The sequence below is a fragment of the Olivibacter domesticus genome, from assembly GCF_900109575.1.
Lineage (GTDB): Bacteria > Bacteroidota > Bacteroidia > Sphingobacteriales > Sphingobacteriaceae > Olivibacter > Olivibacter domesticus.
Genome location: NZ_FOAF01000003.1, coordinates 152,282 through 174,916, shown reverse-complemented (window position 1 = coordinate 174,916; position 22,635 = coordinate 152,282). Strand labels below are relative to the sequence as shown.

Here is a 22,635-nt window from a genome sequence, read left to right as displayed (position 1 = left end):
TCTGAAAAGTAAGGCATAAATAAGTCAGCCTTGTGTGAAAAATGACTTATCAACTATTTATACATTTTATTCCACCGATATTTTACAAAAAAATCCACATCTTTAACATGGTTTTCCACCGTTTTGGTTACTTAATGCGCTATATAAATTTTTCAAGATGAAAGATGTTGATTTCTTGGTTGTAGGATCTGGTATTGCAGGTTTAAGTTTTGCACTTAAGGCTGCTAAACATGGTAAGGTACTGATAGTTACAAAGTCTAATGAAGATGAATCGAATACTAAATATGCTCAAGGTGGTGTAGCGGTAGTTGTGGATAAGTCTGACAGCTTTGAGAAGCATATCGCTGATACTCTGATAGCTGGAGATGGGTTGTGTGATGAAAAGATTGTGGAAAACGTTGTGAAGGAAGGACCGGATAGAATTAAAGAAATTATTGAATACGGTACCCATTTCGATAAGGTTAAGAAAGGAAGTTATGATTTAGCTAGAGAAGGTGGGCATTCTGAGCATAGGATTTTGCATTATAAAGACGTTACTGGTTTTGAGATAGAACGAGCATTGTTAGAAGAGGTACATCGTTCTCCGAATATAACCATTCTCACACATTATTTTGCGGTAGATTTAATTACGCAGCATCATTTAGGTTTGTTTGTTAATAAAACGAGTGATAATATCAACTGTTATGGAATATATGCTTTTAACACACGGACAAATGTTGTTGAAAAAATTCTAAGCAAGGTTACTGTGATGGCTTCTGGTGGCGCAGGACATATTTATGCTTCCACTACGAATCCAGTTATAGCTACTGGTGATGGTATTGCTATGGTTTATAGGGCGAAGGGAAAAGTTCGTAATATGGAATTTATTCAGTTTCATCCTACGTCGTTATATAATCCAGGTGAATATCCTTCTTTTTTAATTTCTGAGGCTTTACGAGGTTTTGGGGCTGTATTAAGGCGGCGGAACGGAGAGGAATTTATGCAAGAGTACGACGAGCGAGGTTCGTTGGCTTCGCGTGATATTGTGGCACGTGCTATTGATAACGAAATGAAGAAGTCCGGTGACGATTTTGTTTATCTGGATATTACTCATCGGAACAAAGCTGATTTATTAAACCATTTTCCAAATATTTATGCTAAATGTTTAAGTGTTGGTATTGATCTTACACGTGATTATATTCCGGTAACCCCTGCTGCACATTATTTATGCGGTGGAATATTAGTAGATGAATACGGATTGTCTTCTATTAGTCAGTTGTATGCTTGTGGAGAATGTTCATCTACCGGACTTCATGGTGCTAATAGATTGGCTTCCAATTCTTTATTGGAAGCATTAATTTATGCGCATAGGATTTATGAACATGCGGTGGCCAGCTTTAATATGGTAGAGATACCTAAAGGCATTCCTGACTGGGACGATACAGATACTTATTTATCTAATGAGGATATTTTGGTTACACATAATTTGAGAGAAACGCAGAAGATAATGAGCGATTATGTAGGTATAGTTAGGTCTGATTTTAGGTTAGAAAGAGCATTGAGAAGATTGAAGTTACTGTATGAAGAAACAGAAGAATTCTATAAGAATACTAAACTATCCGTCAAGCTATGTGAGTTGAGAAATGTTATTCAGGTATCTTATATAGTTATAAAGTCGGCCATGGCCCGAAAAGAGAGTAGAGGATTACATTACACGACGGATTATCCAAATCATTCTGAAAATATAGAAGACACAATATTTTAAATTAAGTTATGGCCTTAATAAAATCTGTTTTAGATAAAACGCCTCTAATAGGAAATGATTGTTTTGTAGCTGATAATGCTACCATTGTTGGTAATGTTGAGCTTGGTAACCATTGTTCTATATGGTTTAATGCTGTTATTAGGGGAGATGTTAATTACATAAGGGTCGGGAATTATACGAATATACAGGATGGTGTGGTAATACACGGAACCTATTTAAAAAATGGAACTGATATAGGAAGCTTTGTAAATATTGGACATAATGCGCTAGTACATGGTTGCGTATTAAGAGATCATACGTTGGTTGGCATGGGGGCTATTGTTATGGATAGGGCAATTATAGAGGAGTACGTAATTGTGGCGGCAGGTGCAGTAGTGTTAGAAAATATGGTGTGCGAAAGCGGATATCTATATGCAGGAATACCAGCAAAAAAAATTAAACCTTTAACAAGAGATCAGAGGCTTATGTTGGATAAGCTACCTCACAATTATGTAATGTATGCAAGTTGGTTTGAATAGTAAGATTTAAACTATTTTGTAAGTGTGTCTAGTTGTGGAATATCTATAGGCTCTTCCTGTTCCCAATTAGGTCTTACAGTGACGGTTTTATTGTGATACCATATTTTTTCAGGTTGCGTTTTATTTTCTACGTCGGCAGGATCCCATTGTTTATTGCGATTGATATCATATACTATTCGGATAGTGTACTTTCCACCAGGAAATTGCTTATACGTGAGTTTTTCCGATTTATTGATAGATCTTGATTCATAAATAATATCTTTTTTATCATTTGTAATCTGTACAAGATATTGGTTATCAATTGTATCGGGTGTATTTACTTTTAGAATGATGTCTCCAAAGTTTTCTGTTTCATCTAAAGTGAATTTTCTTTTAACAATTTTAGACTTCTCTCCAAAAAAGCCTAAAAAAGCTTCGTCATTTAATTCGAGTTCGTAGTTTCTTTTTGCACGCCATGCATAACGAATAATATACTTTTGATTATTGGCAGTGTCTGGAAATAGTTGGAAATTTGTTCGTGCAACAGAATCTTCTGTCAGTATTATGTTGGATTTATTTGCTGATTTTATTGGTGCTGTACTATTTAGTATGATATGCGTTATTTTATTTACTTTCTGGCTATTTAGATTGTCGGTAATAATTAAATCGCGATCGTATTTTTCATTTTTACTGCGTCTGATAATAACGGTATCTAAGGGCTTTTTATTTTCTACTAATTCAATTTTCAATGAATCAAATGACATATCAGATAACCACATGGAAGCGCTGTCATTTTTTAAGCTGTAATTGATCAGTTTATTTTCGTTAAGCGTTTGCGGAACAAGTACGTTAATCGAAGGATTTTTTAAAGGCTTGTTAAAAATGAAATTAACGGTTCCATTTTTTTGTATTTTTCTGTCTATTAATCTAAAATCTTTTACTATCGGTTTAGATATAGCTAATTTAATATTACTGGTATCTTTATTTAGATGGAAGGAGTCTGTAAGAAATCCAATTTCTTCTTCATCTGAATTAAATATTCTATCATTGTTTTTTTCTTTAAGCGCGTATATACGATAGGTATCTTCTTTTAAATTTTTAAGCTTAAAGTTTCCAGATGAATCTGTTAGGGTAAAAATATTTGCTTTTTTCTTTCCAAAAATTGAATCTTGTCTGGTTGGAATAAGCATCACCGTTGTTTCCTTTTCATCTTCGAGTGTCAGCGCATTGGTAACTTTACCTGTGATATTTAGCGAATCTATTTCATTGCCCGTGGCGAAGACATAGGAATAATTCAATAGCGGATTACCTTCGTTAAAATCGCCTATTGCTTTTCCAAAATTTATAGTGTATGTTGTCTTTTCTTCTAAGGTGTCGGGGAGTGTTATAACTAAATTTTTTTTCTTTACTTTATATATGGGTGCTTTCTCCATATCCGGCGTTATGCTTATTTCTTTTAGTTCATTTTGCAGTTTAACGAATTCATCGAACTGAATAACTATTTCCTTTTCTTTAAAATTTCTAGAAAGATTAGATGGGGTTTCTTTCAGAATTTTTGGAGGTATACTATCTTTTGGACCACCCATAGGTTGTTGGATGCTTGCACAATGTGTATTAAATAATAAGATACCTAAAAATAAAGCTAATATTAGCCATTTTAAATTTAAAGCCTTTTTTAGACGTTTTAAGGATGTTTGATGTTTTTTGGATATCTGCATTAAAATTACGAAAATAGTTTCTTATATCTATTTATTTTAAGTTGTAAGTTTTTATGTTATCGTATTGAAAATCAATGGTTTATAATTTTAAGACATATGAACCATTAAAACACTTACATCTGCTGGTGAGACACCGGATATTCTTGATGCTTGACCTAGCGTTCTTGGTTTTATTTTAATTAGTTTTTCTCTGGCTTCTTTTGATAAAGAGATTAATTGATTGTAATCGAAATTCGGATTAATTTCTTTATCCTCCATTTTTTTCATTCTACCTACTATTTCAACCTCTTTTTCGAAGTAGCTTTCATATTTCACTTTAATTTCGGCTTGCTCTATTACCTCTTGGTTATATTGTGATAACAGATTTTTAAGACCTTCATTGGCTTCAGCTATATTATGTATATTAACTTGAGGTCTTGTTAGGACATTAAACATTTTAATATTTTGAGTGAGTGAACTTGAGTTTAGTTCAGCTAATATTGGATTGATATTAGTTGCCTCAACAGATGTTTTCTTTAGATAGTTAACAATAACTTCTGAGTCTTGTATTTTTTTATTAACCTTTTGGAGTGTGTCATCATTTACTAAACCTAATTTATATGCTATAGGTGTGAGACGCGCATCCGCATTATCTTGTCTTAAAAGTAAGCGATGTTCGGCTCTTGATGTAAACATACGATAAGGTTCTTCTGTGCCCTTAGTAACCAGATCGTCAATTAATACCCCAATATATGATTCTGATCTTTTTAATATTAATTCGTGTTGGTCATTAATTCTTTGGTGAGCGTTAATTCCAGCAATCAATCCCTGACTAGCCGCCTCTTCATAGCCTGTTGTTCCATTTATTTGGCCCGCAAAGAATAGATTTTTAATTGTAAATGTTTCTAAAGTTAAATCTAATTGTATAGGAGGAAAATAATCATATTCGATAGCATAACCAGGACGGAACACTTTGACATTTTCGAAACCTGGAATTTTTGTCAATGCTTTATATTGTACATCTTCGGGCAGGGACGTCGAAAACCCATTTACATATATTTCATTTGTTTTCCATCCCTCAGGTTCTACAAATATTTGATGTCTATCCCGCTCGGCAAATCTGTTTATTTTATCTTCAATGGATGGGCAATATCTTGGTCCTAGGCCTTTAATTCTACCTGTGAACATAGGAGATTTTTCAAAACCTTCTTTAAGCGTTTCATGGACCTCATTGTTTGTATATGTAATCCAGCAACATCGCTGTTCCGTTGGAAGATCAATATCTTTGAAGGAAAATTTACTGCGTTTTTCGTCACCCCATTGTTCTTCCATTTTTGAATAATCGAGTGTTCGCCCATCTACTCTTGGTGGAGTGCCAGTTTTCATTCTGCCTGATTCGAAACCAAGACTTACCAATTGCTCTGTTAATCCAGTTGCTGCTTTTTCAGCAGTTCTTCCCCCACCGAATTTTTTTTCTCCAATATGAATAATGCCATTTAGGAAGGTTCCATTAGTAAGGACTACTGCATCACTCTCTATCCGTATACCAAGAGACGTTACCACTCCATTTGCCTTACCATTTTTAACTATAATTTCTTTAACTGTATCTTGCCAGAAATCAACGTTTGGAATATTTTCTAATTGTAGGCGCCATTCTTCTGCAAATCGCATCCGGTCGTTTTGCGTTCTAGGACTCCACATAGCAGGACCTTTGGATAGATTGAGCATTCTAAACTGTATAGTTGTTTTATCGGCAATTATTCCAGAATAACCACCCATTGCGTCGATTTCACGAACAATTTGGCCTTTAGCCACTCCACCCATAGCAGGGTTGCAACTCATTTGAGCAATAGTTGCCATGTTCATGGTTATTAATAAAACCTTCGAACCTAAGTTTGCCGCTGCTGCCGCTGCTTCGCAACCTGCATGGCCTGCTCCTACTACGATTACATTATATCTATTGAACATATTTTTATTGAAGTTTCACGTGAAACTAATCTCATTGTTTCACGTGAAACAATATTATATTAATTCCCCTAATTCTAACCAGCGTTCACTTTTAATAGCTAACTTATTGTTTAGTTCCTTTATTTCGTCTGCGATACTAATTAATTCAATATGGTTGTCCGTTTTATTTAAGGCTTGTGTTTTTGTCTTTAATAAATTTTCCAAATCAACTATTTCCTTTTCTAAATCATTAAACTCTTTTTGTTCTTTAAAACTGATTTTAGTTTTATTTTTTTCTTCTTTTACAGCAACTATTTGAGGTTTAGTTGTTTTTTGACTTTTTTTAGCTAATTCCTCTTCATACCTGTAGTCAGAATAATTTCCATTATAAATTTTAATTGGTTGATTGGGTTCTATTATAAAAAGCTGATCAACCAATTTATCTATCAAGTAACGATCGTGTGAAACTAATATTAGTACTCCCGGAAATGAAATTAAAAAATTCTCTAAAACATTAAGTGTGTCTATATCGAGATCATTTGTGGGTTCATCCAGGATAAGAAAATTGGGATTCTGCATTAAAACACGCATTAACTGTAATCTCTTTTTTTCCCCTCCGCTCAAATTTTCTACAAAGCCAAATTGTTTTTCGGGTGGAAATAAAAAGTGAGTTAGTAATTGTGAAGCAGTAATGGTTTCCCCTTTTGCCATGGTGATGTACTCCGCAACTTCTTTTACAATATCAATGACACGTTGGTTGCTCTTGAAGTTAAGTCCACCCTGTTTATAATAACCGTATACGGTTGTTTCACCGGGAATGATCTTTCCGTTATCAGGCTCTATTTGTTGCGTTATCAAGTTTAGAAGAGTCGATTTTCCACTACCGTTTTTCCCTGCTAAACCTATTCTATCTCCTTTTTTAAACGTATATGTAAAGCTAGGGATGATGGTTTTTTGATTAAAGGATTTTGTAGCATTATGTATTTCTAATATTTTGCTACCTTGCCTACTTACTTTAATACTTAACTCTACAGCGGCGTTATTATTCTGTGTTTTTGTCTTTTCTTCTAAGTCATAAAACGCATTGATACGCGATTTTGATTTAGTTCCACGTGCTTGAGGTTGCCGTCTCATCCATTCCAATTCTTTCTTTAAAAGATTTCTATTCTTTTCAAGAGTTGAATTTTCTGAGATTTCTCTCTCTGCTTTCTTTTCTAAAAAATAGCTGTAATTTCCTTTATAAGCATAAAACGCTTGTTGGTGAAGTTCTCTTATGTCCGTACATACATTATCTAAAAAATAACGATCGTGCGTTACTAACAAAACGGTTTTTTGACCTGTAGTCAATAGTTTTTCTAGCCACTCAATAGTTTCAATATCCAGATGATTTGTAGGTTCATCTAATATATAAACATCTGGATCGTCTATAAGTAATTTAGCGAGTGATAATCTTTTTTTCTGACCACCGGATAAAGAACTAATATCTTGCGAAAGGTTAGTTATACCTAAACGATTCAATATTGTTTTCAAATTGTCATCGTACGTCCAAGCTTCTTTGATGGTCATTTCTTCCATCACTTGTTCAAACTCTTTTTTGTCTGGATTTACTTGATTTAGTAGGGTTTCGTATTTTAAAACTAACTGCTGTATTTCATTTTCATCATTATAAATAAAATCATTGACTTTAGAAAGATTAGAAAAGTCAGGATCTTGTTCTAAATAACCTATTCTTATATCTCTTGCTTTTACTACAGCACCTTCTAAAGGATTAATTTTTCCAGCTAATATTTTGAGTAGTGTAGATTTTCCTGTTCCATTAATACCAACTAATGCTGTCCTATCTCCCTTTTGAAGTCCAAAAGTTAAACCCTTGAACAACCACTTGTCATTAAACGAATGACCAACCTGTTCTGTAGATAATATGCTCACGCTATTTTATTTAGTTCTTCTGGTAAGAAGATATTTATTCCTTTTGAATTATTAAGAGATTGATTATACATGGCTTTTGCAACGGTAAAAGCCTTTATTCCTTTATATTTCTTTAATGGTCCAATTAGGGCCGGATTAAGAACATGTAATATCTTGGCTGAAATATCTTCTGCACTACGTTTTTCTCTTCGTTGACCCAGAAGTAAAGAGGGTCTATAGATATTAATACTTTCAAAAGGTAAAAAAGATATGTCATTTTCTAATTTGCCTTTAGTTTTAGTATAAAAAAATAGCGATTCTTTGTTTGCGCCAATGCTTGATACTAGGTGAAAATGTTTGCAGTTATTTTCAATAGCAATAGCTGCAGCTATCAAAGGATAATCATGGTCTATCTTGTAATATTCTTTTTTGTCTGGGGTTTTCTTACGTGTTGTCCCTAAACAACAAAATACATGATCCGCTTTTAAATTATTTTTATGCTTTTTTATTGCATTGAACTCATCCAGAATTATCTGAACTTTTTTATTTTCAACATCAATTTTTTTACGAGTAAATATAATAATATTCTGATAATCAGTACTTTCTATTAAAAGTGAAAGTAACTGACTTCCAATTAATCCGGTGGCTCCATAAATTAATGCTGTCATATATACGGTATTGTCCCAAATTTATTGCAAAAGTACGCAATAATATCTATTATAATGTGGCAGAACAGCGGATAAAAGATAGCATGAATTTACTTTTACCTACCATTTACAAATTGAAAGAAATAATAGGGAATCATTTTGAAGGGTTAGGCCAAGCAATGCGATATTAATTGAGCTTATGATCAGGCATTAAATGAAATTTAGGAATAGTAACGTCAAATAAAGCACCATCCATCTCCCTAAGCATTTTATAGCTTCCTTGCATACTCCCCATATCACTCTTAAGATTGCAACCTGATACGTATTCATACTGCTCTCCCGGAGCTATTATAGGTTGTTGACCTACAACACCTTCGCCTTCAACCTCACGGTGTGTTCCGTTAGAATCAAAAATATACCAGTGCCTGCTTAGTAGCTGGACACTATATTCTCCAACATTTTCAATTGTAATGCGATAAGCAAACATAAAATGTTCGTTTTCTGGGTTAGAGTATTCGGGTTGGTATATTGCCTCTACCGAAACTTTTACTCCTTCGGTAATTTCTGTGACCATAATAAATGGATTTTTTGCCAAGATAGGAAATGAAGGAATAAAAGCGAAATATTGATTTGTTAAATTTATTTATTGGTGAATTTATCACGTTTATAGAACATGTTTTGATCTTTAATTACGTTAATAGGCTTACGTCAAAGCAACTTGATATTTCGTCCAAAGTTTCATGAATATGCTCAGCCTTATCAAGACTTACCAATCTCATTCTATATTCTTTGAAATTTGGAATTCCTTTGAAATAATTAGCATAGTGACGTCGCATTTCGAAAATACCTGTTTTCTCCCCTTTCCATTCTATTGATTTCGTAAAATGGGTACGGCAGACTTCTACTCTTTCTTCTATACTTGGACCAGGCAAATACTCACCGGTTTTAAAAAAATGTTTTATTTCTCGAAATATCCATGGGTAACCGATGGCGGCTCTACCAATCATAATACCGTCAACCTCATATTCCAAACGCCAAGCGGCTGCTTTTTCAACGCTATCGACATCACCGTTACCAAATATCGGAATGTTGATACGCGGATTTCTTTTAATCTCTTTGATAAGCTTCCAATCGGCTTGCCCTTTGTACATTTGTGATCTTGTACGGCCGTGTATGCTAAGCGCTTGTATACCGATGTCTTGCAGTCTTTCTGCTACCTCGTACACATTTTTGGTGTTATCATCCCAACCTAATCTTGTTTTTACAGTTACGGGGAGCTGAGTAGATTCTACAACAGCCTTAGTCATGGCAACCATTTTATCAATATCTTGTAAAAGGCTTGCGCCGGCACCTCTGCAAGCAACATTCTTTACGGGGCAGCCATAATTAATATCAATTAAATCTGGATCTGCTGCGCTGGCAATTTCGGTGGCCTCCCGCATGCTGTTGATCTCGCTTCCAAATATCTGAATACCAATTGGGCGTTCATATTCAAAAATATCTAATTTTTGCTTGCTTTTTGCGGCATGTCTAATAAGCCCTTCGGAAGATATAAATTCTGTATACATCATATCAACACCATTTTGCTTACATACAAATCTAAATGGAGGATCGCTTACGTCTTCCATTGGTGCTAATAATAATGGGAACGCTCCTAAATCAATATTATTTCCTATCTTAACTGACATTACCTATATTCAACCCAAAATTGTTTTAATAATTTGCAAAAATACAAAATTTTGGAAGCTTATCCTCATAATCGATCTGATAACCATCCAAGTATCTCATTATTTTATTTATTAATAACTGTATTGCTATCTGCCATTGTCTTCAGTTTTATAGGATTGGGGGTTGGTTATGCATTCTATGGAAAGGAGGCAATGGTTATTTCTGAAGCTAACTTTACGCAGTTGACGGATGATCAGCTTAATTTTCTAAGTATTGCTCAGATCTTTTCAGCAACGGGAACATTTGTTGTTCCTGCTTTACTTTTAAATAGGATTGAAAAAAATAATGCTGCTTATTTTGACCTTAAATTGCCCGATAAAGCAGTGTTATTTCTTTTTGTATTAGGTATTATGATTGCTTATGCTGAATTTTTTGAATGGACTATTTTCTTGAATGAGCAGATGAAATTTCCTTCCTTTTTAAAAGAAGTTGAGCAATGGATGAGAAATAAGGAAGATGAAACAGCTGCGTTAACAAATGCACTTTTATCAAGAAGTTCAATTTCTGGGTTTATAACGAACCTGTTCATGGTTGGGTTTTTAGCAGCAGTTGGAGAGGAACTCTTATTTCGCGGATGTCTTCAAAATATATTAAAAAAATGGCTTAATAATCCACATTTAGCTATCTGGATTAGTGCGGGGGTATTTAGTGCCATCCATTTGCAGTTTTATGGGTTTTTTCCTCGTATGTTAATAGGAGCATTATGCGGTTATTTATATTTTTGGGGCAAAAGTATTTGGCTCCCTATTCTAGCACATCTAACTAATAATATTTTTGCTATTGCTATCGCATTTTACTTAGCTAGATCTGGAAGACCTTTAAATTATTTTGAATATGACGCTAGTGAATGGCCGTTTGCAATAGCGGGATTCATTGCTGGCGGGTTATTATTATTTGCCTATAAAATTTATGCTAAAAAATTAAATCAGCTATAAGACTTTATTCATGAAAACACGGGCGATTACAGGATTCTTTTTTGTTGTTGTAATGTTAGCTTCCTTATTATTAGGAGCATATACCTTTAGTATATTCTTTTTACTACTTGCACTGTTCAGTGCAGAGGAGTTCTTTAAATTGATTGAAACGGATAATATTAAGCCAAATAGAATCTTTGGCTTTTTATTGGGAGCTACTTTATTCACTTGTGTGATATTACTGGAATTGAATTTAGGTAGCATAAGGTATCTAGTGTTTACGGTACCTTTTATTGTCCTAGTTTATGTAAGTGAGCTTTATAAAAAAGCGACTCAACCTTTTATAAATATAGCACTTACTTTCTTCGGAATAATTTATACAGTAATCCCTTTTCTTTTCTTCTATAGTTTGGGTTTTTTAAAGGGAGACTACAATTATCATTATCCATTGGCCTTTTTATTAATTTTATGGACAAATGATACAGGAGCTTATTTAGTAGGAATGAAATTGGGCAAAAACAAACTTTTCGAAAGGCATTCACCGAAGAAAACATGGGAAGGTTTTTTTGGCGGTGTATTTTTAAGTATTGTGGTTGCTTATGTAATTGCCCACTATTATACGGATACTGAAGTATGGAAATGGATTGTCATAGCCTTGATTATTTCCGTATTTGGAACTATTGGTGATTTGACCGAATCTATGTTAAAGAGAAGTTTTCAAGTAAAGGATTCCGGTTCATTGCTACCAGGGCATGGAGGATTATTGGATAGATTTGATGGTTTATTGGTAGCGGCACCTCTGGTTTATACCTTTTTGTATCTTACCAGCAGCTAAGATTTGTTCTGGAAAAACCTTAACTGCTGAAGAATATCTGTTAATTATTTTTTATCAAAAAGGTTAATAAGTCCTGTTTGGATAATTTCTGTTGCTCACCAGACTTCATATTTCTTAACGTTACTAAACCGGTTTCTAATTCTTCTTGTCCCAATAAAATAACGAAGGGAATCATTTTGTTATCAGCGTAAGCGAGTTGCTTTTTAAGTTTTGTTGTTGTTGGATAGAATTCTGCGGCAAATCCTTTTGAGCGGATTAGTTGTAAAATGTCAAGTGCAAGGTCTTCTGCCTTTATATCGAAATTGGTAATAAGCACTTCAGTACTTCTATTGGTGTTTTCTGGAAATAAGTTCAGTTCCAATAATACATCATAGATACGATCTGCTCCGAAGGAGATACCTACTCCTGTTAGGCCTTTTAAACCGAACATACCAGTGAGATCATCATATCTGCCTCCCCCACCGATGCTTCCTATATTTGCCTCATTCGTCTTTACTTCAAAGATGCTCCCAGTGTAATAATTTAGTCCTCTTGCAAGGGTAATGTCCACTTCGATAAAAGAGTCGACGAGCCGGTTTAATTTATGTGCATAACGAAGAACGGTTTCTAATTCTTGTATTCCCAATTTTCCAATTTCAGAATGAGCTAGTACTTTTTTTAATGTTTCAATTTTTGATTGATTAGTTCCCGTTAGGTCGATAATAGGACGGATAATGGATATATCTTGAGCATTAAAACCCTTCTCTTCCATCTCTTTAATGACGCCTTCTACACCAATTTTATCTAATTTATCTATTGCAACTGTCAGATCAATAAGTAAATGTGGTTTGCCTATTATTTCGCTAAAACCAGCTAAAATTTTTCTGTTATTGATTTTTATATGAAAGTCTGTTAACCCTAAATTAGCGAGGGACTCATGATAAATGAGAATAAATTCAGCTTCATTAATTAAGCTTTCTGAACCAATAACATCCACATCACATTGATAAAACTCTCTATAGCGGCCTCGTTGAGGTCTGTCCGCCCGCCAAACGGGTTGCATTTGAAATCTTTTAAAAGGCAAATTGATCTCATTTTGGTGCATGACAACGTATCGGGCAAAAGGCACGGTTAAATCATAACGTAAGGCTTTCTCCGATAAAAGCGGTGTCAAACTTTTAGCGGTAGAAGCAGCATACTTTTCTGGACTTATTTTAGATATGAAATCACCTGAGTTAAGAATTTTGAATATCAGCTTGTCGCCCTCTTCTCCATATTTACCCGTTAAAGTACTTAAGTTTTCAAATGAAGGTGTTTGAATTTCCTGATAGCCATATTTTTTAAAAACTTTTTTTATAACTCGAAAAATGTAGTTTCGCCTCTCCATTTCTTCCGGAGAAAAATCTCTAGTACCTTTAGCTAATGAAGGTTTAATCTGTGCCATAGCGCAAACTTAGAGAAAATTTTGTGGATATGAATTATTGAATATATCCTTCGGTCTTTTAAAAATATAAAACTTTTAATCAAATTGATTGTTTACAGTTGGAAATTAAATTCTTATCCTCAAAACATGAAAAATTTTTTTGTACTTTTTACCGTATTATGCTTTACTGCTCTGGGAGCATGTGCACAGCAAGATAAAAGTAAAAGGCCCAGTCCGCCTGCTAACGTAAACGTGGAAACAAGCAGTGGCGTTACCATCACCATCGATTATAGCAGACCTTCAGTTAAGGGCCGAACTGTTGGTAAAGATATTGCTCCTATTGGAGAAGTATGGAGAACTGGGGCAAATGAAACAACCACTTTTGAAATTTCAAAGGATGTAACGATTGATGGTAAAGCATTAAAAAAAGGGAAATATGGGCTGCATAGTATTCCCGGAGAAGGAACCTCAACGATCATTTTCAGTAAGGATTGGGATCAATGGGGTACTAAGTATGATGAGAAAGCGGATGTATTGCGTGTCGACGTACCAACTGTGGAAAATAGTGAATTTGTAGAACAGTTTACTATTACGGTCGACAAAGAAGGGTTGGTTCAATTACTTTGGGGAAATTATAAAGCGTACTTTACTGTTAAGTAAATCGTCAATTTAATTATAATATTGGGTTCGCTGTATAGGCGGACCTTTTTTATGCCTTTTATTTAGGTTGGTAATAAATCATTTGTGCAATCCGTATTTTACTTTTTCTATTACATAGCATTACTGAAGTGATGTAAACACTTTTTACGGATTAGAAATATCTAAGAAGTGGTTTGTAAGTTATTTTTTACATATATATTAAAATAAAAAGAAGAAATTTCGCCGAAAAGAAGAAAAACTCAGTATTTTTGAAAAAAATTTTAAATTTAAGGCGTTTGATTAAAAATTATATATTTACGAAGGTGATGGCTAGGGTTCAGATATTAATTTTTAAAAAAAGAAGAAGCTCCTTTGGGAGAGGAGCTTCAACGCTAACCAATTATAAACCTATATTAAACTGAGGGGGCAATTCCATAACAAAAGTTGAATAATGTCTTTTCGTCTTTTTGAAAAATTATTTCCTTTTGTTTGATACAAACATAATAAAACTTCATAATAATTACCAAATATTAAATTATAAAATTGAATTTTTGTTAAATTTTTAATATACATAGCTAATAATTTAGAAATACTTAAAAATCATGGAAAAAAAGTCCCAATATTTAGAACTTGATAACCTTGATACCCAAATTTTATCGATTTTGATGAACGATGCATCGGTTCCGTACACGGAAATTGCTAAAAAACTAGTAGTTTCTGGTGGAACTATACATGTTCGAATGAAAAAAATGGAAGAATTAGGGATTATTAGAGGTTCTAATCTAATTATTAACCCTCAATCTGTAGGTTTTGATATATGTGCCTTCCTAGGTATCTATTTAGAGAAGGGTTCTCAGTATAAAACAGCAGTTGAACAACTAAAACAGGTTAAAGAAGTAGTAGAATTACATTATTGTACGGGTCAATATAGCATGTTTGCTAAAATTATATGTAGAGATACTAACCATTTACGCCATGTTTTGAATGAAGACATCCAAGCAATCAAAGGAATTGCCAGAACTGAGACAATAATATCGTTGGAAGAGAGTATAAAGCGACAAATTAGTCTCATTTAATGTAGTTTTTGTTATAAAAACGATTAAAATGCGATTTTTTATAAAAACTACTATCAAACTAAAGTATATAAAAGATGTCTTTTTATCGTTTATATATTTTTTGAAGTTTTTGTTGTCGGACGATGATAATAATATAACGAGTGGATAATGTCGTTTTAAGAATATTCGTTTTGTAAACGTAAAAAAGGTCTGGTTACAACTAACCAGACCTTCTCTGTATTTTTATTGGGAAGCTTATTTAGCGTAAGACACTTCTTTTACAGCATTAACAATCTTCTTAATGCTTGGTAATGCTTCTTCAATTAGTGTGGGGGCGTAAGGTAAGGGTACGTCAGCGGAAGTAACTCTAACGATAGGAGCATCCAAATAATCAAAAGCGTTCTTTTGTACATTGAATGAAATTTCCGAAGAAATCGATGCCAAGGGCCAAGCTTCTTCTACAATTACCAATCGGTTGGTTTTTTTAACGGATTCGATAATTGATTTATAGTCAATAGGCCTAACAGTTCTTAAATCTAACAGATCTACTGAAATTCCTTCTTTTTCTAATTCTTCAACAGCAGGTTTTACTACGCGAGGGATCATTTTTCCAAAAGAAACGATAGTAACATCAGACCCTTCTTGTATTTTATGCGCTTTACCTAATTCAAGATAGTATTCTTCTTCAGGGACTTCTCCTTTATCTCCATACATTACTTCTGACTCCATGAATATCACTGGATCTGGATCAAGAATCGATTGTTTTAATAAACCTTTTGCATCGTAAGGATTTGATGGAACTACGACCTTTAGACCTGGACAGTTAGCATACCAGTTCTCAAAATTTTGGGAGTGTTGCGCACCAAGTTGCCCTGCATTACCTGTTGGTCCTCTAAAGACAATCGGGCAGGAATACTGACCGCCGCTCATAGAATGTATTTTAGCTGCGCCATTAATAATCTGATCTATTGCGACAAGGGAGAAGTTAAAGGTCATAAATTCTATGATTGGCTTTAATCCCTGCATGGCCGCACCAATACCGATACCAGCAAAGCCTAATTCGGCAATAGGGGTATCGATAACACGCTTAGCTCCGAATTCATCGAGCATACCTTGGCTTACTTTATAAGCACCATTATATTCTGCAACTTCTTCGCCCATCAAGAAAATCTTGTCGTCTTTGCGCATTTCTTCGCTTAGTGCTTCTCGAAGTGCTTCTCTGAACTGTATTTCTCTCATTAGATATAAGTAATGTAATGTAAAATCAATTTTTGTACGCAAAAGTACTTTAAAAAGTTGAAAATATGAAGGATGTTCTATATTTCATTTTTATTAAATTTCTACTTCTGGGCTAGTTATAGAGGATGTTCTGAAAAATTCTTCATATGATTCATTATAAGGTAAAATAACACCCTGATTGTGTTTAAAAGGTACAGCTGTATTAAAAATTTCTTCTAAAGTCTCTTTGAGTTTGATAACAAAAATTTCTTTCAATGTAGTTAATTTTTCACCTGCTAAAGGTTCTTTATCATTATAAAAGAAGGAGCCTTCTTCTTTTAATTTTCTTATCGTATATAAATGTGGTTCTACATTTGTTTTGCCACTTCGTTTTTCATAGATGTAGGTATAAAATAAAGTCTGAACAAGTGCTTTATTGAATTTAGTATCTGTGGCGTCAAATAGATCTTCATTGTTTTTCATGTATTCTAATGTATCGCTTCCGGTTTTATAGTCTACAATTCTAATATTCCCCCCTTTTTCGTCAACACGATCGATAATACCTTGCAGTTTTACTATTTTTTCCATCCCATTTACGATAATGGGAAAATCTACAACATAATCCTGATTGTTTTCAAGTTCAATGATTTTAAAGGGGGCGGTGTTTATATCTTCCTTTAAAATGATATGCGCATAATCCTCAACAATCTGTAGGATAATTTTTTCCATACTATTGGTTTTCTCGAATGTTAAGAAGTCTTTATCGTTGTAAAAGGTTTTCGAAAGGGCTTTTAAACAAAGATCAGCTAACTGAAGTTGCTTTCCTTTAATTCGGTCTGCTGTTATATTAGCATTTTCTTTTTTTAATTCTTCATAGAACCATTGCAATACTTCATGTAAAATGGAACCAATTTTATTCACTTGAAAATCTTCAATTAAAAGATCCGGTTCTTTAATTTGAGCAATATTTTTTAGAAAAAACAACAAAGGGGATTGTAAATAATTAGTCAGTGCAGTAGCTGAAATTTTTTTATTACCGTTTAAAAACATATTCAGTGTTTCGGCTACTTGATCTGTTTTTTTAATACTTAATGGGAGTGGCAATTCTGAAGTAGTTGTTTCTTGCTGTTGTTTAAGGATATTAAAGGTAAATTTGCTTTCAAAGGATAACTGTTTAATAAAACGGCTTATTTCACCTGTACTTGTGTCATCTATCTGGTTATTGTATACGATTGTTAACCGTTCTGTTCTATGTAATAATCTGTAGAATAGATATGCAGAAAGTGCTTCTTGATTTTCCAGTACGGGAAGACCATATGCTCTTCTGATTGCATCAGGAATGAAAGTACTAGCAAAATTCTTTTTGGGAAGAACACCGTCGTTTGCACCTAATAGATAAACCTCTTCAAAATCGAGATTCCTGCTTTCAAGCAATCCCATAATTTGTATACCTTTTAAAGGATCTCCCTCTATGGCCGCATTTATACTTTGAAAGTGTTTTCTAATCATAGCGATTATAAATGTAAGTGCTGCCTTTTGCAGAGAAGGATAGGAAGATATACTATCATATAAGTTATTTAATTCTTGAAATGTTTTAGTCAAAATACTTGCTTCTATTAGCGTTAATTGCCCATCTTCTCTTCTTTGTTGGAGTGTATTTTTCAATAATTCTTCGAGAGCTGTTATCAAGGAAAGCGCATTATATTCTTTCTTGAAAAAAGGGTTTACATCCGCATATTTTGCCATTTCTTCATAAGGGAACTGAATGAGATTATTTTCCTTTATTTTTTGTCGTATCGCTTTTTTGTCGGTCGAGGCCACCTTAATAAAAGGATGTGTTAGATAACGTTCAATATCTTTATATGAAATAGAATGGCTTTTAGTATTAAGGTAAGACTCTTGTACATTTAACCATATGTCAATAATGCCGTAAATGGGTGATTGATTTAAGGGGAACCCCATGGTAATATTAATGTCTAGCTCTTGCGGGATGCTTTGTAAGGTAGGTACCAATAAGTTCTCATCGGCAAGTAAAATGGCGGTAGAATCCACCTTATTGTGCAATAAAGCATCTAAAATCTTAGTCTGAGCAGTAAAACCAGAGGCTTCTACGATATTTATTTTTGCACTTTTAGTTTTAAGTAGATCTGGAAAATCTTCAAAAGCATTTTTCAATTGGAACTGATATAGATTTTTGCGAATAAAAAGACCGGCCTCTTGTAACTTATCCAGCACATAATATTGATCTGCATCGAAATAGAACAGTGCTTTACCTGTGTCTTGCCATTTTTTAAATAAGATTCCTTCTGCTTTGTTTAATGCATTAAAACCAACAAAAATTAATTTTATGAATGGATCTGTTAATTGGCTATTGGGATTCTGAGCGAGAGCCGCTTTCCTGTACATGCTTGCTGTAGTTGTTTTACCCTGCTTCTCAAGTGTGTTCTTGAAATGGGTATATAAAAGAGGCATTATCTTCCATAATTGGATGAACTTTTCTCTAATTTGTTCTTGCCCATACTGATTGAAGGATTTCCAAAAATTTTCCAAAAAGGAAATTTGCTCTTCGGTAAGAAACTGGAATTGCTTTTCAATTTTTGCAAGATCATGAACGTCTTGAAAAATGGCTTCAGGATCAACCAATTCGTAATCTATTTGTGAAAAATCGCTCAGGATGGTTTCAGCAATAGGAAAAAAGCGATCTATGCTTAAAGGTTCTTGTTTTTGTTCATGCAAAAGCTTCGTATAACAATCATGCAGTAACACAACCTGACTTATTTTGTCGGCCTCAACTTCTATATTACCCTGTTTAAAAAAATCTTGTATGGTATAAAATGAAGGACTCCAAATAGGTTTATTAAGTATTTCAGCGAAGTACTTTTTCATATACACTTCTGGCCGTTTGTTATTAAAAATGATGGCAATATCCTTTAGGTTATCGCCATATCTTCGGATTAGGTCTGCCGCAACGTCTTTTAAAAAGGGAATCATGTATTAAATATTTATTAATTCTATTGAACCGGAACTAATGTGTTAAAGAATGCATAGAACAGATAACCTTGAACGCTTGGGTATCCCATTTCTGATAACAGATTTTTGTATTCCTTTACTTGATTTATATGATCTTTATTAATGAAGCTTTCGTTCTTCTTGCCAGTAAACTTAAAATCAAGTATAATAGTTTCTGAGGGGCCAAAGAGTACTTTATCTGGACGGAATACCCTGCCATCTTTGTTTATTATACTTTGTTCATTTAGGCTTTTATATCCTCTTTCAAAAAGTTCTTTAATATCTCGATTATCAAGAATGAGAAGAATTCTTTCCTTAAGTATTGAAACCTCTTCCTTTTTGATAAAACCTTCTGCTAGCATTTTAGTCAATAAATGCGGTAAATCTTGAGGCGACATAATCTTAGATAATAATTCATGAAGCAATAAACCTAATCGGATATTTGCATCTTGCTCTCCAAGGACGAGAAGCTCTGTTTTGATTTTTTGGTTATTTAATGCATGATTAAGATGCTCACTAATAGGATATCTTGATAAGCTCCAAGTCCACAGCGCTCCATTACCCCAAAGGTTTACGCTTCCCTTTGCAACCTTTTTTGTTGTCATGAATTGTTTCTTTTTAAATGGATATTCTTCTTTTGGAAAGGTAATCCCCTGTTCATAAGGTACGTTTAATTCCTCATTGAATTGTTTTAATACATTGATTAATAAATCGGCAATGAGATTAGGGGAAGAAGTTTCTCCAGGTACGGTTATATAAAGTTCTCGAATGGTTCGAGTTGTTGCAACATATAACATATTTAACGCGTCTAGATAATTAAAGAGCATCTCTTCAAAATATGCTTTATATAAGCTTGACTTCCCTACTTTATTTGCATTATATTTAACAGGTACTGCTTTTAATATATCATAACTAGTATTTGTTGTATTTACCCAAAAGTCTCTTAAATGATTAGCATCTAAGCTCCAGGAGCAGAATGGAATCATTACGACATCGAAGGCGAGTCCTTTCGACTTGTGTATAGTAAGTATTTCCACGGCATCAATACCTTCTCCAGCTGGGAGTGCTTTTTTTACTCCTTCTTCTTTCCAATAAGTTAAAAAGGAAAGTATACTTTGTTCTCCCTGATGGGTAAATTTTGCAATAAGATCTTTAAAAGCTAGTAAATAAGGTATATCGCTTTCATTTGTATCGAGGCCATAACCACGAATAAGAAGTTCAATTAACTCACTGAGTGGACGTTGTTGAGCGGTCTCCCAATTCTCTTTTATTGAATGAGGTAAAGTGCGTCCCCATATATTGATATCTTGGCTATCTGTTAAATTAAACCAAATATTATTATTTATATCAAAGGATTCGTTTTCCTTTTGATGAAAAAGGTATAAGCAATTGGCTTTGAAAGTAGCCGCATCCTTGGCATTGCTTATCATTACGGTTAAGCTATTAATGAGGAGCTTTATGGCTCTGTTGTTAAGCAGCATCAAGGCTTCACCAGAAATTACATTAAACCTTTCTTCTGTAGATAATGATTGTTGAATGGATAGCAAATGTTCGATAACGTCTTGAGCTTCTTTATTTGTTCTTACAAGAATACCTATTTGGCCGGGCAGGTATTTGCCTATTTGTATCCACGCTAAAATTTGATTACCTAAAGCGAGCAAAGCGTGTTCTTTTGTTTGGGTTTGCCTGGAAGACCTGTTGCCTTTTTCTATAGGAAGCATTTTTACATTTACTTTCCCTCCTTTATTGCCACTGCCTTTATTAAGGGGTTTCTGTTGAAAACTTGTTTCATATGCCCTAACGATACTTTGATTAAAACCTTCTTTTTGCCACCATTCTTCATATGCCTCCTCTCCTATCCCATTTTTTACCTTATCATTGAGCTGTTCTTGTAACCACCTTGGGCCATGTTTATACAGAAAATTATTAAAGTCAATAATGTTTTCTAAACTTCTATAGTTCTCCTGTAAGCTATCTTCTTGTGTACGGTTTTTTCCTAAGTCGGAAACTACCTTTTTATCCAATAAGGTCCAGTCTCCACTCCTCCAACGGTATATACTCTGCTTAATATCTCCCACAATAAGGTGATCTGCTAGTGAAGTATTGGGTTCGGCTTCCGCCAACATATTTAATAAAAGAGGAACAAAATTGCTCCATTGATTGGAAGAGGTGTCCTGAAATTCGTCAAAGAGGAGATGCTTAAAATGAGTACCAACTTTCTCCCAGATAAAAGAAGTATTATCTAAGCTGGTTTTGTTTATTTCGTTCAGCAAAGTTTGAGATTCGCTTATAAGCATTACACCATTGTCCTCTCGGTAGTCACGTAATAGCGAACCCATTTCTTGTAAAAGATTTAGGTAATAAATATTCTCCTTTAATGCTTGTGCCAAATAATATTCCGGAGCATTTTCTTGATAATAACGGTGGATTTTTTTTAAAATAGGATTTAATTCATCGTAAAGGAACTGCATTTGATCACCAAGCCTTTTGGCCTGCCATTTCTCTGGCACATCAATAAAAGGCACTAATTTTTCATAAAGTGTAAAAAAGTTTATCGATTCAAAGGATTCTCCGAGCTTCGAGATAGGGTTTCTTGTTTTTCCCTGAAATTGATTAATATCAACGGCATGTTTAATGTAGCAGTTTTTTGCTTCTGTGAAATAAACAACAAAATCGTTTTCAAAGGATTTAATACTTTCTCTATTTATATCGCTAATGGTTTCAAAAACAGTAAACCTATCTTCCTTTTTTAACTCTTTGATTGCATTGTGAAAGGGCTGATAACGCTCTTTAAAAAGTTCGTTAGATAATTCTAAGAGCGTATTTGTATAATTCCAATGTTTACCGTTTTCAATTTGTTCCCGTGCGTAATTTATGACCCACTTAAGGAGATCAGGTCGATCATTTAATACGTTATTTAAACGCAAAGCAAGGTCCTTTTTAACCTTGTCTATATTCATCTCCAACCGGTAAGAAGAGCCTATTTCTAATTCATAACTAAAGCTCCTAATAATTTTTTGTACAAAACCATCAATGGTACTTACTGCAAACTGTCCATAATGATGAAGTATTTGTCTGTAAATATGTTGCGCTCGTAGGCTAATTTCAATGTTTGACAACTGTGGATTCAGTTTCTGTATAATATTTTTGTAATCGTCATATTCGCCGTTATCTAATGCCAAGCTCTCTAATACCGAAAGTATCCTGTGCTTCATTTCAGCTGTAGCCTTATTCGTAAAGGTTATAGCTAAAATTTGTGAAAAGCTACTATTTTCCTTGAAGAGCAACGAAATATAATGTGCCGTCAGGTTAAAGGTTTTTCCCGAACCTGCAGAAGCTTTTAATATTTTTACTGGTGATATATTGGCCATGTTGATAGAAAAACTTTACTTTGT

Annotated in this window: 16 protein-coding genes; 6 read left to right on the top strand and 10 right to left on the bottom strand. The window is 33.9% G+C overall.

Annotated elements, in window-relative coordinates:
- The first annotated feature begins 157 nt into the window (after nucleotides 1-157).
- Both nadB and BMY50_RS15165 read left to right on the top strand, forming a co-directional pair.
- Nucleotides 158-1,744 carry an L-aspartate oxidase gene (gene nadB / locus BMY50_RS15170; RefSeq protein ID WP_093326249.1) on the top strand — a complete coding sequence of 529 codons (1,587 nt, stop codon included), beginning with the start codon at nucleotides 158-160 and terminating at the stop codon, nucleotides 1,742-1,744.
- Between the two features lie 8 nt (nucleotides 1,745-1,752).
- Nucleotides 1,753-2,262: a gamma carbonic anhydrase family protein gene (locus tag BMY50_RS15165; protein ID WP_093326248.1), complete on the top strand. Its 510-nt coding sequence runs from the start codon at nucleotides 1,753-1,755 to the stop codon at nucleotides 2,260-2,262.
- 11 nt (nucleotides 2,263-2,273) lie between these two features.
- Here the strand turns inward: BMY50_RS15165 and BMY50_RS15160 are convergent, their stop codons facing one another.
- The 6 genes from BMY50_RS15160 to dusB form a co-directional block, all read right to left on the bottom strand.
- A complete protein-coding gene (locus tag BMY50_RS15160; protein ID WP_093326247.1) occupies nucleotides 2,274-3,959 on the bottom strand; it encodes an Ig-like domain-containing protein in 1,686 nt (561 codons plus the stop codon).
- Nucleotides 3,960-4,046: 87 nt separating this feature from the next.
- On the bottom strand, nucleotides 4,047-5,906 hold the full coding sequence (mnmG, locus tag BMY50_RS15155) for a tRNA uridine-5-carboxymethylaminomethyl(34) synthesis enzyme MnmG (protein ID WP_093326246.1): 1,860 nt from the start codon (nucleotides 5,904-5,906) through the stop codon (nucleotides 4,047-4,049).
- 54 nt (nucleotides 5,907-5,960) lie between these two features.
- Entirely contained in the window at nucleotides 5,961-7,814 is a 1,854-nt protein-coding gene (locus tag BMY50_RS15150) for an ABC-F family ATP-binding cassette domain-containing protein (protein ID WP_093326245.1), read from the bottom strand.
- Nucleotides 7,811-8,461, bottom strand: a complete 651-nt coding sequence (locus BMY50_RS15145; RefSeq protein ID WP_093326244.1) for an NAD-dependent epimerase/dehydratase family protein — start codon at nucleotides 8,459-8,461, stop codon at nucleotides 7,811-7,813. Before BMY50_RS15145 ends, BMY50_RS15150 begins: the two co-directional genes overlap by 4 nt.
- A 166-nt stretch (nucleotides 8,462-8,627) precedes the next feature.
- Nucleotides 8,628-9,014: a Co2+/Mg2+ efflux protein ApaG gene (gene apaG, locus BMY50_RS15140; protein WP_093326243.1), complete on the bottom strand. Its 387-nt coding sequence runs from the start codon at nucleotides 9,012-9,014 to the stop codon at nucleotides 8,628-8,630.
- Between the two features lie 115 nt (nucleotides 9,015-9,129).
- Nucleotides 9,130-10,128, bottom strand: coding sequence for a tRNA dihydrouridine synthase DusB (gene dusB, locus BMY50_RS15135; RefSeq protein ID WP_093326242.1), 999 nt, complete (start codon nucleotides 10,126-10,128; stop codon nucleotides 9,130-9,132).
- A 192-nt stretch (nucleotides 10,129-10,320) separates the two neighbouring features.
- On the opposite strand from dusB, the gene BMY50_RS15130 reads away from it, so the two are divergent.
- Nucleotides 10,321-11,103, top strand: coding sequence for a CPBP family intramembrane glutamic endopeptidase (locus BMY50_RS15130; RefSeq protein WP_139202269.1), 783 nt, complete (start codon nucleotides 10,321-10,323; stop codon nucleotides 11,101-11,103).
- 10 nt (nucleotides 11,104-11,113) lie between these two features.
- Complete coding sequence (locus tag BMY50_RS15125) at nucleotides 11,114-11,917, top strand: phosphatidate cytidylyltransferase (protein WP_093326240.1); 804 nt, start codon at nucleotides 11,114-11,116, stop codon at nucleotides 11,915-11,917.
- A gap of 40 nt (nucleotides 11,918-11,957) precedes the next feature.
- Here BMY50_RS15125 and hisS read toward each other — a convergent pair whose 3' ends face one another.
- Nucleotides 11,958-13,340 (bottom strand): histidine--tRNA ligase, encoded by a 1,383-nt coding sequence (gene hisS, locus BMY50_RS15120; protein WP_093326239.1) that lies wholly within the window; start codon nucleotides 13,338-13,340, stop codon nucleotides 11,958-11,960.
- 126 nt (nucleotides 13,341-13,466) lie between these two features.
- Here hisS and BMY50_RS15115 point away from each other — a divergent pair, with 126 nt between their 5' ends.
- Nucleotides 13,467-13,979, top strand: a complete 513-nt coding sequence (locus BMY50_RS15115) for a DUF2911 domain-containing protein (protein WP_093326238.1) — start codon at nucleotides 13,467-13,469, stop codon at nucleotides 13,977-13,979.
- A 581-nt stretch (nucleotides 13,980-14,560) separates the two neighbouring features.
- Nucleotides 14,561-15,034, top strand: a complete 474-nt coding sequence (locus BMY50_RS15110; protein ID WP_093326237.1) for an Lrp/AsnC ligand binding domain-containing protein — start codon at nucleotides 14,561-14,563, stop codon at nucleotides 15,032-15,034.
- 234 nt (nucleotides 15,035-15,268) lie between these two features.
- Here the strand turns inward: BMY50_RS15110 and BMY50_RS15105 are convergent, their stop codons facing one another.
- The 3 genes from BMY50_RS15105 to BMY50_RS15095 all read right to left on the bottom strand — a co-directional run bounded on the left by BMY50_RS15105 (nucleotide 15,269) and on the right by BMY50_RS15095 (nucleotide 22,611).
- On the bottom strand, nucleotides 15,269-16,252 hold the full coding sequence (locus BMY50_RS15105; RefSeq protein ID WP_093326236.1) for a pyruvate dehydrogenase complex E1 component subunit beta: 984 nt from the start codon (nucleotides 16,250-16,252) through the stop codon (nucleotides 15,269-15,271).
- Nucleotides 16,253-16,345: 93 nt separating this feature from the next.
- Nucleotides 16,346-19,222: a PD-(D/E)XK nuclease family protein gene (locus BMY50_RS15100; RefSeq protein WP_093326235.1), complete on the bottom strand. Its 2,877-nt coding sequence runs from the start codon at nucleotides 19,220-19,222 to the stop codon at nucleotides 16,346-16,348.
- Nucleotides 19,223-19,242: 20 nt separating this feature from the next.
- On the bottom strand, nucleotides 19,243-22,611 hold the full coding sequence (locus tag BMY50_RS15095; protein WP_093326234.1) for a UvrD-helicase domain-containing protein: 3,369 nt from the start codon (nucleotides 22,609-22,611) through the stop codon (nucleotides 19,243-19,245).
- Nucleotides 22,612-22,635 lie beyond the last annotated feature (24 nt).

Coding starts and splice junctions, on each gene's coding strand:
- BMY50_RS15160 (WP_093326247.1), bottom strand. CDS start 3,959: ATGCAGATATCCAAAAAACATCAAACATCCTTAAAACGTCTAAAAAAG.
- BMY50_RS15115 (WP_093326238.1), top strand. CDS start 13,467: ATGAAAAATTTTTTTGTACTTTTTACCGTATTATGCTTTACTGCTCTG.
- BMY50_RS15105 (WP_093326236.1), bottom strand. CDS start 16,252: ATGAGAGAAATACAGTTCAGAGAAGCACTTCGAGAAGCACTAAGCGAA.
- mnmG (WP_093326246.1), bottom strand. CDS start 5,906: ATGTTCAATAGATATAATGTAATCGTAGTAGGAGCAGGCCATGCAGGT.
- BMY50_RS15100 (WP_093326235.1), bottom strand. CDS start 19,222: ATGATTCCCTTTTTAAAAGACGTTGCGGCAGACCTAATCCGAAGATAT.
- BMY50_RS15130 (WP_139202269.1), top strand. CDS start 10,321: ATGGTTATTTCTGAAGCTAACTTTACGCAGTTGACGGATGATCAGCTT.
- apaG (WP_093326243.1), bottom strand. CDS start 9,014: ATGGTCACAGAAATTACCGAAGGAGTAAAAGTTTCGGTAGAGGCAATA.
- dusB (WP_093326242.1), bottom strand. CDS start 10,128: ATGTCAGTTAAGATAGGAAATAATATTGATTTAGGAGCGTTCCCATTA.
- BMY50_RS15165 (WP_093326248.1), top strand. CDS start 1,753: ATGGCCTTAATAAAATCTGTTTTAGATAAAACGCCTCTAATAGGAAAT.
- nadB (WP_093326249.1), top strand. CDS start 158: ATGAAAGATGTTGATTTCTTGGTTGTAGGATCTGGTATTGCAGGTTTA.
- hisS (WP_093326239.1), bottom strand. CDS start 13,340: ATGGCACAGATTAAACCTTCATTAGCTAAAGGTACTAGAGATTTTTCT.
- BMY50_RS15125 (WP_093326240.1), top strand. CDS start 11,114: ATGAAAACACGGGCGATTACAGGATTCTTTTTTGTTGTTGTAATGTTA.
- BMY50_RS15095 (WP_093326234.1), bottom strand. CDS start 22,611: ATGGCCAATATATCACCAGTAAAAATATTAAAAGCTTCTGCAGGTTCG.
- BMY50_RS15145 (WP_093326244.1), bottom strand. CDS start 8,461: ATGACAGCATTAATTTATGGAGCCACCGGATTAATTGGAAGTCAGTTA.
- BMY50_RS15110 (WP_093326237.1), top strand. CDS start 14,561: ATGGAAAAAAAGTCCCAATATTTAGAACTTGATAACCTTGATACCCAA.